Origin of the sequence: Arthrobacter gallicola, assembly GCF_014836775.1 — a bacterium.
Lineage (GTDB): Bacteria > Actinomycetota > Actinomycetes > Actinomycetales > Micrococcaceae > Arthrobacter_B > Arthrobacter_B gallicola.
Genome location: NZ_JACSQD010000003.1, coordinates 407,752 through 423,935 on the forward strand (window position 1 = coordinate 407,752; position 16,184 = coordinate 423,935).

The following is a 16,184-nucleotide window of genomic DNA, read 5'->3' on the forward strand; positions in this document are numbered from 1 at the left end:
GGAGGTGGCTTGCTGACATGGAGTGGCTTTTCCTCCTGGCAGGCCTGCTGCTTATCTGCGGCACCGGCTTCTTTGTCGCCGTCGAGTTTGCCCTAGTAGCTCTGGACCAGCCAACGGTCCGCCGGGCAGTCGAAAACGGGGACCAGAAAGCGGTGCCCCTGCTGCACTGCCTGACCACCCTGTCCACCCAGCTTTCCAGCTGCCAGCTCGGCATCACCATGACCACCCTTCTCACCGGGTTTGTTATGGAACCGTCGGTGGGCCGGCTGCTGCAGGGCCCGCTGGCCGCCCTGGGGCTGCCGGAGGCAGCGGCATTGTCCGTTTCCGTGGTGGCTGCCATGCTGCTGGCCACCCTGCTCTCGATGCTGCTGGGTGAGCTGATCCCGAAGAACATGTCGATCGCCCTGCCGTTTAAAGTCGGAAGGGCGCTGGCCCGGCCCCAGCTCGGGTTCACTTTTGTTTTCAAGCCCGCGATCCTGCTCCTCAACGGATTTTCCAACAAGGTCCTGCACCTGTTCGGCCTCGAGGCCAAAGAAGAGGTGTCCGGAGCGCGCACTCCGGCTGAACTTTCCTCCATGGTCCGCCGCTCGGCTGAGATGGGCACCCTGGACCGCGGTACCGCCACCTTCCTGGCCCGCACCCTCTCCTTCTCCGAACGGACCGCAGCGGACGTTATGACTCCCCGTATCCGGCTGGAAACCATGGACTCGGAACAGCCTGTCTCGGATGTCATCGAGGCCGCGCGCCGTACCGGTTTTTCCCGGTTCCCGGTCCTGGGCGACTCCCCGGATGACATCCGGGGCGTCGTGCACGTGAAGAAGGCGGTGGCCGTACCGCGGAGCAAACGCAGTGGACTGCCCGTGGCGGCCATTATGAGCGAGGTTCTCCGCGTGCCGGAAACGGTGCATCTGGATTCGCTGCTCTCGGAACTGCGCGGGGCGAACCTGCAGCTCGCCGTCGTGCTTGACGAGTACGGCGGGACAGCCGGCGTCGCCACGCTGGAGGATCTTGTCGAGGAAATTGTCGGCGAGGTGTCCGATGAGCACGACAAGCTGAAACCCGGGGTTCTCCAAAGTGCATCCGGCTACTGGTACTTCCCGGGCATCATGCGGCCCGACGAGGTCAGCGAACTGATCCCGTCGCTGCACGTTCCGGACGATTCCGGCTACGAAACGGTCGGCGGCTACATCATGGCCGGACTGGGCCGGATCGCTGAAGTAGGAGACACCGTGCCGGTTCCGGGCGGAACCCTGGAAGTGGAGCGGATGGACGGACGCCGGATTGACCGGGTCTGCTTTGTTCCCGCAGTGGAGGAAGACTCGGGATCTGATCAGGACTCCGGGAAGCGGCCCGGCGCCGCGTCCTCCGCCGCCCAGGGAGCGTCTGCCGCCGGCGGCCAGCCTGTCCACGGTTCGACGGCGGCGGCACCGCTGCGGAAAGAAGGTGCCCAATGAGTGACCTGGCAGGGATTTTCTGGCTGGTGGTCCTCCTGGTGGGCAACGCGTTCTTTGTCGGCGCCGAGTTTGCCGTGATGTCCGCCCGGCGCAGCCAGATTGAGCCTCTCGCGGAGGCCGGATCCAAGCGGGCGAAGACCACCCTGTGGGCGATGGAACACGTCTCGCTCATGCTGGCGTGCGCACAGCTGGGTATCACCGTGTGCTCCCTGCTGATCCTGTATGTCGCGGAACCGGCAATCCACCATCTCCTGGCTGCCCCGCTGACCGCGTTCGGTGTGCCGGTGGAAGTGGCCGACCTGGCTGGTTTCCTGGTGGCACTGCTGTTCGTGACGTTCCTGCACGTAACTCTCGGCGAGATGGTGCCCAAGAATATTTCGGTTTCGGTGGCCGACCGCGCCGCCCTGGTGCTGGCCCCGCCGCTGGTGATGATTTCCCGGGTTGTCCGCCCGCTCACGGCAAGTCTGAACTGGGTGGCGAACCATTCCCTGCGCCTGGTCGGGATCACGCCAAAGGATGAGGTCACCTCCTCGTTCACGCTGGAGGAGGTGCAGTCAATCGTGCAGGAGTCCACCCGCCACGGGCTGGTGGCTGACGACTCCGGCGTTATTTCCGGGGCGCTGGAGTTCTCCGGGCAGACCGCCGGTGAGGTGATGATCCCGCTTGATGAGCTGGTGACGCTGCGCACCGACTGCACGCCGGCGGAGTTTGAGAAGGCCGTTGGCCGGACAGGCTTCTCCCGGTTCGTACTGATGGACGATGACGGGAACTTCACGGGCTACATGCACCTGAAGGACGTTATGGCGATCCCGCAGGAAGCCTACGAGCGGCCGATCACCGAAAACAAGGTGCGCACCCTGGCGAACCTGCGGCTGGAAGACGGCATCGAGGATGCCCTGGCGGTTATGCAGCGCACGGGCTCGCACGTAGCCCGTGTCCTGGGCCCGGACTCGCAGACCCGGGGAGTGCTCTTCCTGGAGGACATCATTGAGCAGCTCATCGGGGAGATCCGGGATGCCACGCAGGCGCAGGGCTTCCGCCGCTCCGGGGAGAGCTTCAGCGGGTAGAAACCGGGCCGGGACAAACCCAGATGCGAATGATTCGCGTTTGCGTTATGCTGGGATTTCACCGGGCATTTCCGGATCCTCCACTGACACCCGCAATTTACACCTGAAACGGGGAGCTTGACTCTATGCACCGTCTGCCCATTCGATTGACCGGTACCCTCATTGCCGCCGGCCTTGCACTTTCAGCGTGCTCTCCGGACAGCGGAGGCAGCGGTGAAGGCAATGGCAGCGGCGACGGGACCATCCGGGTAGTGGCCTCAACCGACGTCTACGGCAGCATTCTTGAGGCCGTGGGCGGAGAGCACGTCAGCGTGGAGTCGATCATTAACCGGCCTTCACAGGATCCGCATTCCTATGAGGCCACTGCCCGGGACAAGCTTGCTGTCTCCGAGGCTGGCCTTGTGGTGCTCAACGGCGGCGGATACGACAGTTTTATGGAGAGCCTCGTCAAGGACGAACAGCTGCCCGCCGAGGACGTGCTGAATGCCGTCGAGATTTCCGGTCTCGAGGAGGAGTCCGCCCACGCTCATGAGGAGACCGAAGCGGACGCCGCCCATGACCACGACGGACACTCGCACGGAGAATTCAACGAGCACGTCTGGTATGACCCGGCAGCGATGGGCCTGCTGGCCGAAGCCGCCGCTGAGCGCCTCGCCGAACTGGATCCCGCAAATGAGGCGTCCTTCCGGGACAACGCAGCAGAATTCAGTGCTGGCATCAACGAACTGGAATCCAGGCTGGAAGCGCTTCAGCCGGCAGCGGAAGGGCGCGGCGTCGCGATGACCGAACCGGTTCCCGCCTACCTCCTGGAGGATGCCGGGCTGCACAATGACACACCCGGGGACTTCACCCAGGCAGTGGAGGAAGGCTCGGACGTGCCGCCCGCGGTGCTGAAGCAGATGCAGGACCTGATGTCCTCGGCCGACATCGCGTTCCTTGCCTACAACGAGCAGACCTCCACCTCCCAGACGGAGTCCATCCGCAGCACCGCCGAATCCGCCGGCATCCCCGTGGTGGACTTTTCCGAAACCCTTCCCGAAGGGGAGGACTACCTCAGCTGGATGAGCCTGAACATCGATGCCATTGAGGGCGTCCTGCAGTGAACCGCCCGGTTGTCCAGCTCCGCGGCGCCTCCATGGCGTTTGGCGGGCGGACACTGTGGCAGGGACTCGACCTTGATATTCACGCCGGTGAATTCCTGGCCGTCCTGGGTCCGAACGGTACCGGCAAGACCACTCTCCTGAAGGTGCTCCTTGGCCTGCAGCCACTGAGCGCAGGCTCGGTGACCGTCAACGGACGGAAAATCGAGCGCGGAAGCAGCGACATCGGCTATATCCCCCAGCAGAAGTCCTTCAGCCCGGGTACGCCGCTGCGCGCCCGGGACCTGGTGGGCATGGGAGTCGACGGCGACAAATGGGGGCTGCGCCTGCGGCGGGCACCTGTCCGCCGGCGCGTGGATGACCTGCTGGCCCAGGTCGGGGCCACCGCCTACGCGGACGAGCCGGTCGGAACGCTGTCCGGCGGGGAACTGCAGCGCCTGCGGGCTGCCCAGGCGCTGGCCACCGATCCGGACCTGCTGCTCTGTGACGAGCCGCTGCTCTCTCTGGACCTGCACAACCAGAAGGCCATCAGCGCGCTCATTGATGAGCGCTGCCACGTCCACAACTCAGCCGTGGTGTTCGTGACCCACGAGATCAACCCGATCATCGACTACGTGGACCGCGTCCTGTACCTGGCGGGCGGGCAGTTCCGCACCGGCACACCGGCCGAGGTCCTGCGCTCCGAGGTTCTCTCCGACATGTACGGATCCCACGTGGAGGTACTGCGCAGCCACGGCCGGATTGTGGTGCTGGGCGTCCCCGATGCGACAACCCATCACCACGGTGAAAGCGAAGGCGACCTTGGACCTTTCTGATTTCTTTTCCTCCGTCTTCGACTTCAGCGACTACGGACAGCTGCTGCCGCTGGTGACCAACTCCCTGTGGGCTGCGGCCATCCTGGGGCTGGTAGGCGGGCTGATCGGCATTTTCGTCATGATGCGTGATCTGGCCTTCGCCGTGCACGGCATCGCCGAACTCTCCTTTGCGGGCGCAGCGCTGGCTCTGCTCATCGGCGCCAACGTCGTCGTCGGATCACTGGTTGGTTCCATCACCGCAGCGCTGCTGCTGGCAGTGCTCGGCCTGCGTGCCAGGGACCGGAACTCCATCACCGGAGTCATTATGCCCTTCGGGCTAGGACTGGGAATCCTGTTTCTGGCCCTCTACGAGGGACGTTCGGCCAACAAGTTCGGGCTCCTGACCGGACAAATCGTTGCCGTGGACAGCGTCCAGCTGAACCTGCTGGCCATCTGCGCGGCAGTGGTGGTTATTGGACTGGTGGTGGTGTGGCGTCCGCTGACCTTCGCCAGCGCGGATCCGGACCTGGCCGCAGCCCGCGGGGTTCCCGTGGGTGCCCTGTCAATCGTTTTTATGTTCCTGCTCGGGCTCTCCGTGGCGCTGTCCATCCAGGTGGTTGGCGCCCTGCTCGTGCTCTCCCTGCTGATCACCCCGGCTGCCGCCGCGCTGCTGGTGACGTCCTCGCCGAGACTGGTGGTGGCGCTGAGCGTAGTTTTTGCCCTGGTTTCCGCCGTGGGCGGGATTCTGCTGGCCCTGGGCGGACGGATTCCGATCAGCCCTTACGTGACCACGATTTCCTTCGCGATCTACGTGGTCTGCCGCATCATCATGAGGGTGCGGGGACGCAGCCGCACCTTCCGCGCTGACAGCTCCGCGGTGTCAGCGGGCTGAACCCGGTTCCCGGCAGTCTCCGCAGGCCACGTCCGCGTCCGCCGGCAGCGTCCGTGAGTGTTACGGCTGGCGGGAGCAGTCGGGGCAGAGCCCGAAGACTTCCACCGTGTGTGCAACTTCGGTGAAACCGTGTTCTTTGCCGAGCCGTGCCGCCCAGCTTTCAACAGCCGGAGCCTCGACTTCCACGGCTTTTCCGCAGTTCCGGCAGACCAGATGGTGATGGTGGTGGGCGGCCTCGCAGCGGCGGTAAAGGACCTCGCCGTCGGCGCCCCGGAGCACATCCACCTGTTCCTCGTCTGCCATGGACTGCAGGATGCGGTAGGTCGTGGCCAGCGAGACCGGCTCACCGCGGTCCTGCAGCAGCCGGTGGAGTTCCTGGGTACTGACAAAGTCTTCCAGTGAGTCCAGGGTGCGGCCCACCGCGAGACGCTGACGGGTGACCCGCGGCTCGGCCGTCCGCCTCGAGGGCGAGGGCTGCGCTGACATGGGAGCCTCCTGCGGCTTCGGGATGATCGGGCTGCTCCCCAGATTATCAGCGATGCGCCGTCCAAGCCCCGCCGTCCTGCCCCGCCGGCCTGCGCCGCCGTCCGCACCCCGCCGTCCTGGCGGGCGGCCGGAGTATCGTGACCGTATGAAAATGACGAAGTACTCCCACTCCTGTGTCCGATTCGAAAAGGACGGCGCCGTCCTGGTCCTTGACCCCGGAAATTTCTCCGAAGTTGAGGAGGCGCTGGAGGGCGCCGCTGCGATTCTGGTGACGCACGAACATGCGGACCACCTTGACCGGCCACGGGTGCTTCCGATTCTCTCGCGGCGGGAGGAGCTGCAGCTGTACGCTCCGGCACCGCTGGCAGCGTCACTGCGCGAGGCCGTGGAGGAGCCGGTCCGGGGCCGGATCCACGATGTCCAGCCTGACACCGCGTTTGAGATTGCCGGCATCGGGGTGCGTTCCTTCGGCGGACAGCATGCCCTGATTCATCCGCTGATCCCCATGGTCGGCAACCTGGCGTACCTGATTGAGGGCCGCATCTACCATCCGGGGGATTCGTTCGTTGTCCCGAACGGTCTCACTGCCGCCACCCTGCTGCTGCCGATCCATGCCCCCTGGTCGAAGGTGGGTGAGGTGATCGACTTTTTGATCAGCTGCGGCGCTGACACGGCGTATCCGATCCATGACGCACTCCTGAACGGCAACGGCCGCCCGATTGTCGAGAAGCATCTGGAACGCTTCGGCAAAATGTACGGCACCCAATATGTGCGGCTGGCACCCGGCGATGTGGTGGACGTGTGAACCGGGTCCTGATCGAAGCCGGGGAGCTGCGCGGGCTCCTCGCGGAGGGCCGCCCCGTGCGCCTGCTGGACGTGCGGTGGGAACTGGGGTGTACCGACGGGCACCGGCAGTATCTTGCCGGCCACCTGCCGGGCGCTGTCTTCGTGAACCTCGATACCGAGCTCTCCGCCCCGCCCGGGCCCGGGGGACGGCATCCGCTGCCGTCCCCGGAGGGGTTCAGTGCTTCGGCCCGGAGCTGGGGAATTAACGACGGCGACCTGGTGGTTGCGTACGATGCCTCCGGCGGTTCTGCCGCGGCACGCGCCTGGTGGCTGCTGCGCCATGCCGGCTGGCCGGAGGTCCGCCTGCTCGACGGCGGCCTGCGCGCCTGGCAGGAAGCCGGCGGCAGCCTTGTGGAGGGCAGCGAGACTCCGGCTCCGGGCACGGCCGTCCTTTCCTGGGGGCACCTTCCGGTGGTGGACCGGGAAACGGCCGGAGAGCTGGCAACCTCGGGGGTGCTGATTGATGCCCGGGCTCCGGAGCGGTTCCGCGGAGAGCATGAACCCATCGATCCGCGGGCCGGGCATATCCCCGGAGCCATCAACCTGCCGGCAGCCGGGAACCTGGACGGCAGCGGCCGTTTCGCCGGGGCGCAGGTGCTTCGGTCCCGGTTTGAAGCGGCCGGAATCGACGGCCGTGCACCGGTTGCCGCGTACTGCGGCTCCGGGGTGTTTGCGGCGGCAGAAGTGGCCGCCCTGGCAGTAGCCGGGTTCGATGCCGCCCTGTACCCGGGCTCGTGGTCCGAGTGGTCGTCCACCCCGGGAGCGCCGGTGGAAACCGGTGCCGGTGACGGGTAGCGTCAAAGTCATGTTTACCGGCCGTCCCGTCCCGCCGCCGCTGCCCGTGCAGCGCCGCAGCCAGGACGCAAGCAGCTTTCACCGAGGAGAACGCATGAGCACACTATTCACCAGGATCATCGAGGGTGAAATTCCCGGCCGTTTTGTCTGGAAGGACGACGACGTCGTTGCCTTCCTCAGTATCGGCCCGCTCGCGGATGGACACACCCTGGTGGTTCCGCGCCAGGAGGTGGATAAGTGGACGGACGCGCCGGCAGACCTGCTGGCGAAGCTGACCGCCGTGGCGCAGGAGATCGGCAAGGTCCAGGTGGAGGTTTTCGGGTCCGAGCGGGCGGGGCTGACCATCGCCGGCTTCGAGATCGACCACCTGCACGTCCATGTGTGGCCGGTGAACTCCCTGCAGGACTTCGACTTCAGCCGTGCCGACACGAACCCCGACCAGGACCGGCTGGCAGCCAACGCGGACAAACTGCGCGCCGGCCTGCGCGCCGCCGGGCACGCGGAGTTCGTGCCCGAAGCCTAGCCCCCGGGCCCTTCGCCGGCCCCGGCGGCTATGCCGGGGCCAACGCCTGGTTCAGTGCGGTCCGGATCCGTTTTTCTGAAACGGTCCGGGCCGTTCCCAGTTCCTGGGCAAAGAAACTGATCCTCAGTTCCTCGATCATCCAGCGGACCTCAGCGAGGGCCGGGGGAGTGCCGGCCCCGGGCAGCAGGGCCGCGACGGCGTCGTCGTAGTCATCTTCGAGCCCCTGGACCACTGCCATGTTCAGCGAATCCCGCTGGATGTTCGTCGGCAGCTTCTCCAGCCGCCGCTCAATTCCGGCAAGGTAGCGCGGCAGCTGGGCCAGCTGGGCGTAGCCGGTCCGGGCCACGAACCCGGGGTAGACCAGCTGCTCCAGCTGGGCCCGGATGTCGTTCAGGGCAGAAATCAGTGCAAGGGATGTGGTGCCCTTGAGCTGTTTCTGGATCCGCCGCGTGCTGGAAAGCACCTTTTCCACGATCGCCGTCACGGTGAACACGGTGTCTATCAGGTCTGCCCGTACGCGCTCGTAGAGCGCATCGAACTCTTCCCGGGACCAGGGCAGTTTCTCCGGCGTGAGCTTGTCGACCGCCGCCAGGGTGCAGTCCTGGATCAGCGCTGCAACGCTGCCGTGCGGGTTCTGGCTGAACGTCAGTTTCTCCGCGTTGCTCAGATGCTCCAGAACGTATTTCGCCGGGCTGGGCACCCGCAGCGCCAGCAGGCGGATCACTCCGGACCGCATGGCGGCTTCCTGCTCGGAGACATTCTGGAAGACCCGCAGGCCCACGCTGGCGCCCTCATCAACCAGGGCGGGATAACCGGTGACGGTGTGTCCGGCCACCTCCCGGGCGACCTGCCGCTCAATGGTGCCGAAGGTCCATTCAGTCAGCCCGGACTGTTCCCGGAACGACGGCGGGCCGCCGTTGGGGGAGGCTGCAGCGCCCGGTGCCTGGCTGCCGGACGGCGCGCCTGGTTTGCCCCGCTGAGGCTTGCCCGCGGGCTTGATGGTCCCCGGCGTTGCCCCGAGGGATTCCGCGATCGCGCGGCGGTTGGCCGGTGCCAGGGATTCCTGCAGCGCGGCCAGGTCCTTGCCCTCATCCAGGATGCGTCCGGCGGAGTCCACCACGGAAAAACTCATCCGCAGGTGCTCGGGCACCGCGTCCCAGTTCCAGGAACCGGGCGGAATGATGTGCCCCTTGAGCCGGCGCAGGGCCAGCTCCAGGGACGCTTCCAACGGATCCGAGGCCGGATCAAAGTCAGCTGCCAGGGCGGCGGCAGCCGCCCGCGCCACGTCCGGCGCCGGAATGAAGTTCTTCCGCACGGCCTTGGGCAGGGACTTGATCAGCGCGGTAATAAGTTCGGCGCGCAGCCCGGGAATCTGCCAGCGGAACGGCTCCGGATCCAGCTGGTTCAGGAACAGCACCGGAACCTGGACCGTCACGCCGTCGTTCGCTCCCGGAACCCCCGGGGTGAACTCATAGGAGAGTGGCAGGTCAAAGTCCGCGAACCGGAAGGCCTTCGGGAAATCGTTCTCATCCAGGTCCGCGGCGTCGTCGGTGCGCAGGGCGTCGGGGTCGAAATCCAGCAGCCCTGGGTTCTCGTGCCGGGCGTGCTTCCACCACTTGTCAAAGTGCCGCTCGGAAACAACCTCGGAGCCAACGCGTTCGTCGTAGAACTCGAAGAGCGTCTCATCATCCACCCGCAGGCCGCGGCGGCGGACCCGGGTTTCAAGTTCTTCCAGTTCCGCCAGCAGGGCACGGTTGCGGTGGAAGAATTTGTGATGCGTGCGCCAGTCGCCTTCCACCAGGGCGTGCCGGATGAACATCTCGCGTGACAGCACCGGGTCGATGCGTCCGTAGTTCACGCTGCGCCGCGGAATCACGGGCACGCCGTACAGCGTGACCTTCTCATACGCCATGACCGAACCGTTGCGCTTTGACCAGTGCGGTTCACTGTACGTGCGCTTGATCAGGTGCGGCGCCACTTCCTCCACCCAGAGCGGATCAAAGCGGGCAGCGATCCGGGCCCAGAGCCGGGAGGTTTCCACGAGTTCAGCGGCCATGACCCAGTCCGGGGACTTCTTGAACAGGGCCGAGCCCGGGAACACCGCGAACCGGGTACCGCGGGCACCGGCGTACTCCCGCTTGCGCTGGTCGTAGAGGCCGATGTGGCTCAGCAGCCCGGAGAGCAGGGAAATGTGCACGTCTTTTTCGCGGCCCACGGGATCAACTTCCCCGGGTGCGAGCGTGATGCCCAGCGGCTTGGCCAGCTGCCGGAGCTGGGCGAACAGATCCTGCCACTCCCGGATGCGCAGGAAGTTCAGGAACTCGTTTTTGCACAGCTTCCGGAACTGGGAGGAGGAGAGCTCTTTCTGCTTTTCCTGGATGTAGCGCCAGAGGTTGAGGAAACCCGTGAAGTCTGAGTTCTCATCCACGAACCGCTTGTGCAGTTCAGCCGCTTTCTGTGCCCGGGCCGGATCGTCCTTCGACGGACGTTCCCGCGGATCCTGAATGGTGAGGGCAGCGGCCACGACCATGACTTCGCGCGTGCAGTTGCGGGCACCGGCTTCCACGATCATGCGGCCGAGCCGCGGATCAACCGGCAGCTGGGCCAGTTTGCGTCCGACGGCGGTGATGCCGCCCTTGGGCTCCAGGGCACCCAGCTCACGCAGCAGCAGTGCGCCGTCGTTCACGGCCTTGGGATCCGGCGGCTGGACGAACGGGAAGTCGGCCACGTCCTTGGGGCCCTGTGCCACGCCCATGGCTGCCATCTGCAGGATCACGGCGGCCAGGTTGGTCCGCAGGATTTCCGGGTCGGTGAATTCGGGGCGGGACTCGAAGTCCTCCTCCGAATACAGGCGGATGGCGATGCCGTCCGAGACACGGCCGCAGCGCCCGGAGCGCTGATTGGCCGAGGCCTGGGAGATCCGCTCGATCGGCAGACGCTGGACCTTGGTGCGGTGGGAGTACCGCGAGATCCGTGCCGTGCCGGTATCGATGACGTACTTGATGCCCGGAACGGTCAGGGAGGTTTCAGCAACGTTGGTGGCCAGCACAATCCGACGCTGCTTGCCCGGGGAGAAGACCCGGTGCTGCTCGGCCAGGGACAGGCGGGCATACAGCGGCAGGATTTCGGCATTCGCCAGCCGCGGATTGCGCTGCAGTGTCCCGCGCAGTGCATCGGCGGCGTCGCGGATTTCCCGCTCTCCGGAGAAAAAGATCAGGATGTCGCCGGGGGCTTCCCGGGAGAGTTCGTCAACGGCGTCGCAGACGGCGTCGAGTGGATCGCGGTCCTCCTCGAGCTCGTCCTCGTCATCGTCCAGGGCGCCGAGGGCCGGCTGGTTCAGCGGCCGGTAGCGGATTTCCACCGGGAAGGTGCGGCCGGAGACCTCGATAACAGGGGCCGGGGTGCCGTCCGGAGCAGCGAAGTGCCGGGCGAAACGCTCCGGATCGATGGTCGCGGAGGTGATGATGATCTTCAAGTCGGGGCGTTCGGGCAGCAGCCGCTTGAGGTAGCCCAGGATGAAGTCGATGTTGAGGCTGCGCTCGTGCGCCTCGTCAATGATGATGGTGCTGTACTTCTTCAGCTTCCGGTCATGCTGAATCTCGGCGAGCAGGATGCCGTCGGTCATGACCTTGACCTTGGTACCGCGGCTGACCTGCCCGGTGAACCGGACCTGGAAGCCAACCTCGTCGCCGATTTCGACGTCGAGCTCCTCGGCGATCCGCTCAGCGACGGTGCGGGCGGCGAGCCGGCGCGGCTGGGTGTGGCCGATCATTCCGTTCTCGCCGAGTCCCAGCTCCAGGCACATCTTGGGGATCTGGGTGGTTTTGCCGGAACCCGTGGCGCCGGCAATGACCGTCACCTGGTTGGCGGCGATGGCCGCCATGATGTCTTCGCGGCGTTCCGAGACGGGAAGCTGTTCGGGGTAGGAGATTGTCAGTGCCATAGTTGGCACCAGTCTAATGCGTCGGCGGTCCCTGCCCGGCGGCCCTGGCCAGGCGTCCCGCTGCCTCCAGGGCACGCTGGCGCATCTCCTCCGGCGCCAGGATCTCGAACTCAACGCCCAGGGCGGCCATACGGATCAAGGGCAGGTCCAGGGAATCCCATCCGCTGCGCAGCACCGTATGACCGGGGCCGTCTGCTTCCAGGACGGCGACCTCCGCCGGTACCTGTTCGGCAACCGCCGCCAGCGGCGCCGCGATCCGCAGTACGACGTCGTACCGGTAGGGGCTGCGGGTGATGGCGTCCTGGACGTAGGCAGCGAGGTCCTGGGCCGGCAGCGGCCGCGGGGCAAACCGTTCACGGGGCACCGGAATGGACTGGCACCGGTCCACCCGGAAGGTGCGCCAGTCCTGCCGGTCCACATCCCAGGCGACCAGGTACCACCGCCGGCCGGTGCTGACGAGTTTGTAAGGTTCCACGATCCGCCGGCCTTCGGTGGCTTCAAAGGCCTGATAGCGGAAAGCGGAAACCCGGCGCTCCGAAATAGCGGTGGAGAACGCGGTGAGGATGTCCGGGTTCACGGCGGAGGCGGCGGGTGCGGGACCCGCCAGGACGCTGACCGACTGGCGCAGGGCGGAGAACTTCGGCCGCAGGCGTCCGGGCAGGACCTGTTCCAGTTTGACCAGCGCCCGGATAGAGGCTTCACCGATGCCGGAAACCGGGCCGGAGGCGACAGCGGTCAGGCCCAGTGCAACCGCCAGGGCTTCCTCGTCGTCAAGCAGCAGCGGCGGCAGCTGTGCGCCGGCGCCCAGCTGGTAGCCTCCGGCGATGCCGGGGGAAGCCGAGATGGGGTACCCCAGGGTGCGCAGCTTGCCGATGTCCCGGCGTACTGTCCGCTCGGTGACGGACATGCGGTCTGCGAGCGCCGCGCCGGTCCACTCGCGGCGCAGCTGGAGCAGGGAGAGCAGGTGCAGCAGCCTGGCGGAGGTTTCGAGCATGAGTTCAAGCTACTCCGATATGCGGACAGAAGCTGTCCTGATGTGCAAAGAGCTGACGTGTAGAGCGCCTGATGCGCCGAGGGCTACCGGAAACGCGGCTGGTACGGCTGGTCGAGGTAAAGATCCCGGGGGTCACTGACATCCCAGAGCGCATTGCCGTGCCAGGGCCGGCCGGAGTGGACCGGGGGAAGATGGCCGCGTCCGTCGTTGCGGATGCTGTGGACGACGGCGGCGATGCTGGCGATAAGGAGAGCGGTTACAAAGCTGATCAAAAGGAGTTCCATACCTCTAGGCTCGTCCTGCCGCGGGGAAAAAATAAGTGGCAGAAATGACCATCACCAACAAAAAACTGCCATACTTGAGGCATGCTCAAATCTGTGGCGGTCATCACACTTGACCGGGTTGGAATCTTCGAACTCGGCCTGCTGGGGGAGATCTTCGGATTGGACCGTTCCGAGCGCGGAACCGGCGTCCCCCGCTTCGACTTCACCGTTGTTACACCGGTTCCAGGGCCCGTGCGGACCGGGCCCGGGTTCACCATCGACGTCACGCACGGCCTGGAAGCGGCGGCAGACGCGGACCTCGTGGTCATGGCGCCGTTCGGTACCACGGACGCCCGCGAGATGCCCGAAGCGGTGCTGGAGCTGCTGCGGGACACGATGCGGCGGGGAGCGTGGGTGATGTCCGTCTGCTCGGGGGCCTTCGCCCTGGCCGAAGCCGGCATCCTGAAGGGACGGAAAGCAACCACCCACTGGAGGTACTCGGCGGAGCTGGCGGCCTCCTACCCCGAGGTGAGCGTGGACGAGGACGTGCTCTACGTTCAGGACGGCACCGTGATCACCAGCGCCGGAACGGCGGCCGGAATTGATGCTGCCCTGCACCTGATCCGCCAGGAGCTCGGTGCCAAGGCGGCTGCTGCCATTGCCCGGGACATGGTGGTGCCCCCGCACCGGGACGGCGGCCAGGCGCAGTACGTTGACCGGCCGATGCCGATTACCGGCTGCGACACCCTGGAAGAGGTGCTCGTGTGGATCAATTCCCACCTGGAGGAGGAGCATTCGGTGACGGCGCTCGCCGCCCGGGCGCACATGTCCGAACGCACCTTCGCCCGCCGGTTCAAATCCGAGACGGGCACCACGCCGTCGGCGTGGATCAACGCGCAGCGGGTACTCCAGGCCCAGGAGCTCCTGGAAGATTCCGGGCTGACCATTGAGGAAGTTGCCCGGGCCGTTGGGTTTGGGCAGGCCGTCCTGCTCCGGCACCACTTCAACCGCGAAGTCGGCATCAGCCCCGCAGCGTACCGCCGGGCGTTCCGCGGTGCCGCTGCGCCCGGCACCGCTGGGGCCGGCACCGGGGCGGCCCACACCGGATCCATATCCGGTGTCTGACCGTCCGGCGCCCGCGACTTTCCTTAGGACCGCGGGATGTTGCGCAGATTGCTGCGGGCCATACTGACCGCCTGGCCTGCGCCCTTGTTCAGCACCACCTTGGACATGGCCGTGGCAAATCCCAGCACCTGGTCGGTAGTGATCTTCGGCGGTATGGACAGGGCGTTCGGATCGGTGATCAGCTCCACCAGAGAAGGACCCGGGTGTGCGAACGCCTCCCGGTAGGCGTTCATGATCTCTGCCGGGTCGGTAACCCGGACGGTATGGAAACCGATGGCGGCGGCAATGTCCGCGTAGTTGGTTTCGGGGACGTCCACGGCGTAGTCGGGGAGTCCGTCCACCAGCATTTCCAGCTTGACCATGCCCAGAGTGGAGTTGTTGAACACCACCACGTTCAGCGGCAGGTTGTACATCCGGGCGGTAATCAGCTCGCCGAGCAGCATTGACAGGCCGCCGTCGCCGCAGACCGCGACCACCTGGCGGTCCGGATGCGAGATCTGGGCACCCAGAGCGTGGGGCAGTGCGTTGGCCATGGTGCCGTGCAGGTAGGAGCCCAGGAGCCGGCGGGTCCCCAGCGGATTGATGTACCTGGCGGTCCAGACGTTGCACATGCCGGTATCGGCGGTGAAGATGGCATCCCTGGATGCGGCTTCATCCAGGAGCGAGGCAGCGTACTCGGGATGGATGGGGCGCAGCTTTTCCGCCTTCTGCGTGTAGGCGCCCACCGCCTTGTTCATGAGGCGGTCGTGCTTTTTCAGCATGTCGTCCAGGAATCTGCGGTCCTTCTTCTGCTCCACGAGGGGCATCAGCGCCTGGAGGGTGGGCAGGATGTCTCCGTGGACGGCAATATCGACGTCGGTGCGCCGGCCCAGGTGCTCGGCGGCCCGGTCCACCTGGGCTGTTTTAGTGTCCGGAAGGAACTGGTTGTACGGGAAATCCGTACCCAGCAGGATCAGCAGATCGGCGTCCTTGATCCCCTCCGCGGCAGCTCCGTAGCCCAACAGTCCGGTCATGCCCACATCGGTGGGATTCTCGTATTGGATGAAGTCCTTGCCCCGGAGGGAGTGGCCCACCGGAGCGTTGACCTTGGCCGCGAACTCCACCACTGCATCGTGGGCGCCCTCAACACCGATTCCAACGAAGACCGCCACCTTGCGTGCCTCGTTGACGGCGGCGGCAAGCTTTTGCACACTCTCGGCTGCGGGTACCACGGAAGCGGGGAGGAAGTCCGCGAGGGCGGGGGTGGGCGCCGTCGCCTCCTGGCCGGCAATATCGCCGGGAATCGTGACCACCGAGACACCGCGCAGGGCGAGCGCGTGCTGAATGGCGCTGTGCATCACGCGCGGAGCCTGATCCGAGGTGCTCACCAGTTCCGAATACACCGAACACTCGGTAAACAGCCGGTCCGGGTGGGTCTCCTGGAAAAAGCCGCTGCCGATCTGGGAGCTCGGTATGTGTGAGGCAATGGCCAGAACCGGGGCGCCGCTGCGGTTGGCGTCATAGAGCCCGTTGATCAGATGCAGGTTCCCCGGACCGCAGGAACCGGCGCAGACGGCCAGCTTTCCGGTCAGCTGGGCTTCAGCGGAAGCAGCCAGTGCAGCAGCTTCCTCATGCCGGACATGGATCCAGTCGATTCCGCCGCGCTTGGACCCCCCGGTCCGGCGGACGGCGTCCACGATCGGGTTCAGGCTGTCTCCGACGATGCCGTAAATGCGCTGTACTCCGGCGGCGCGAAGCTGTTCTATGAGTTGAGTGGCAAGCTGCTTGGCCATGGGTGCTCCCGGCTACCGGGGCTCAGTCGTCCGGCTGGCACCCGGTGGGTGGTTAGGCGGATTGATAGAAAAACCCGGCCAGCACCATGCCCTTTCCAATAACAAGCATGCTGACGGCCGGACTTTCATG

14 protein-coding genes are annotated in these 16,184 nt (G+C 65.9%); 9 read left to right on the forward strand and 5 right to left on the reverse strand.

The window, feature by feature from the left end; translation table 11 throughout:
* Nucleotides 1-17 precede the first annotated feature (17 nt).
* The 5 genes from H9639_RS09060 (at nt 18) to H9639_RS09080 (ending at nt 5,307) form a co-directional block, all read left to right on the forward strand.
* Nucleotides 18-1,454, forward strand: a complete 1,437-nt coding sequence (locus tag H9639_RS09060) for a hemolysin family protein (protein ID WP_191807744.1) — start codon at nt 18-20, stop codon at nt 1,452-1,454.
* Complete coding sequence (locus tag H9639_RS09065; RefSeq protein ID WP_191807745.1) at nt 1,451-2,521, forward strand: hemolysin family protein; 1,071 nt, start codon at nt 1,451-1,453, stop codon at nt 2,519-2,521. The genes H9639_RS09060 and H9639_RS09065 overlap by 4 nt, the downstream gene beginning before the upstream one ends.
* Before the next feature lie 125 nt (nt 2,522-2,646).
* Nucleotides 2,647-3,624, forward strand: a complete 978-nt coding sequence (locus tag H9639_RS09070; RefSeq protein ID WP_191807746.1) for a metal ABC transporter solute-binding protein, Zn/Mn family — start codon at nt 2,647-2,649, stop codon at nt 3,622-3,624.
* Between the two features lie 32 nt (nt 3,625-3,656).
* A complete protein-coding gene (locus tag H9639_RS09075) occupies nt 3,657-4,436 on the forward strand; it encodes a metal ABC transporter ATP-binding protein (protein ID WP_191807847.1) in 780 nt (259 codons plus the stop codon).
* The gene (locus H9639_RS09080; protein ID WP_191807747.1) at nt 4,384-5,307 is read left to right on the forward strand and encodes a metal ABC transporter permease; all 924 of its coding nucleotides are present in this window, start codon (nt 4,384-4,386) and stop codon (nt 5,305-5,307) included. The genes H9639_RS09075 and H9639_RS09080 overlap by 53 nt, the downstream gene beginning before the upstream one ends.
* A gap of 60 nt (nt 5,308-5,367) precedes the next feature.
* On the opposite strand, the gene H9639_RS09085 is transcribed toward H9639_RS09080, so the two are convergent.
* Nucleotides 5,368-5,793: a Fur family transcriptional regulator gene (locus H9639_RS09085; protein ID WP_191807748.1), complete on the reverse strand. Its 426-nt coding sequence runs from the start codon at nt 5,791-5,793 to the stop codon at nt 5,368-5,370.
* Between the two features lie 145 nt (nt 5,794-5,938).
* Between H9639_RS09085 and H9639_RS09090 the strand changes: the two genes are divergently transcribed.
* The 3 genes from H9639_RS09090 to H9639_RS09100 all read left to right on the forward strand — a co-directional run bounded on the left by H9639_RS09090 (nt 5,939) and on the right by H9639_RS09100 (nt 7,957).
* On the forward strand, nt 5,939-6,598 hold the full coding sequence (locus H9639_RS09090) for an MBL fold metallo-hydrolase (RefSeq protein ID WP_191807749.1): 660 nt from the start codon (nt 5,939-5,941) through the stop codon (nt 6,596-6,598).
* Nucleotides 6,595-7,434, forward strand: coding sequence for a sulfurtransferase (locus H9639_RS09095; RefSeq protein WP_191807750.1), 840 nt, complete (start codon nt 6,595-6,597; stop codon nt 7,432-7,434). The genes H9639_RS09090 and H9639_RS09095 overlap by 4 nt, the downstream gene beginning before the upstream one ends.
* A 94-nt stretch (nt 7,435-7,528) precedes the next feature.
* Complete coding sequence (locus H9639_RS09100; protein WP_191807751.1) at nt 7,529-7,957, forward strand: HIT family protein; 429 nt, start codon at nt 7,529-7,531, stop codon at nt 7,955-7,957.
* 28 nt (nt 7,958-7,985) lie between these two features.
* Here the strand turns inward: H9639_RS09100 and hrpA are convergent, their stop codons facing one another.
* The 3 genes from hrpA to H9639_RS09115 all read right to left on the reverse strand — a co-directional run bounded on the left by hrpA (nt 7,986) and on the right by H9639_RS09115 (nt 13,178).
* On the reverse strand, nt 7,986-11,900 hold the full coding sequence (gene hrpA, locus H9639_RS09105; RefSeq protein WP_191807752.1) for an ATP-dependent RNA helicase HrpA: 3,915 nt from the start codon (nt 11,898-11,900) through the stop codon (nt 7,986-7,988).
* A gap of 13 nt (nt 11,901-11,913) precedes the next feature.
* Nucleotides 11,914-12,894, reverse strand: coding sequence for a helix-turn-helix transcriptional regulator (locus H9639_RS09110; RefSeq protein WP_191807753.1), 981 nt, complete (start codon nt 12,892-12,894; stop codon nt 11,914-11,916).
* Between the two features lie 83 nt (nt 12,895-12,977).
* The gene (locus H9639_RS09115) at nt 12,978-13,178 is read right to left on the reverse strand and encodes a hypothetical protein (RefSeq protein ID WP_191807754.1); all 201 of its coding nucleotides are present in this window, start codon (nt 13,176-13,178) and stop codon (nt 12,978-12,980) included.
* Between the two features lie 81 nt (nt 13,179-13,259).
* On the opposite strand from H9639_RS09115, the gene H9639_RS09120 reads away from it, so the two are divergent.
* Nucleotides 13,260-14,282, forward strand: coding sequence for a helix-turn-helix domain-containing protein (locus tag H9639_RS09120; protein WP_191807755.1), 1,023 nt, complete (start codon nt 13,260-13,262; stop codon nt 14,280-14,282).
* 23 nt (nt 14,283-14,305) lie between these two features.
* On the opposite strand, the gene H9639_RS09125 is transcribed toward H9639_RS09120, so the two are convergent.
* On the reverse strand, nt 14,306-16,054 hold the full coding sequence (locus tag H9639_RS09125) for a pyruvate dehydrogenase (RefSeq protein ID WP_191807756.1): 1,749 nt from the start codon (nt 16,052-16,054) through the stop codon (nt 14,306-14,308).
* Between the last annotated feature and the right edge of the window lie 130 nt (nt 16,055-16,184).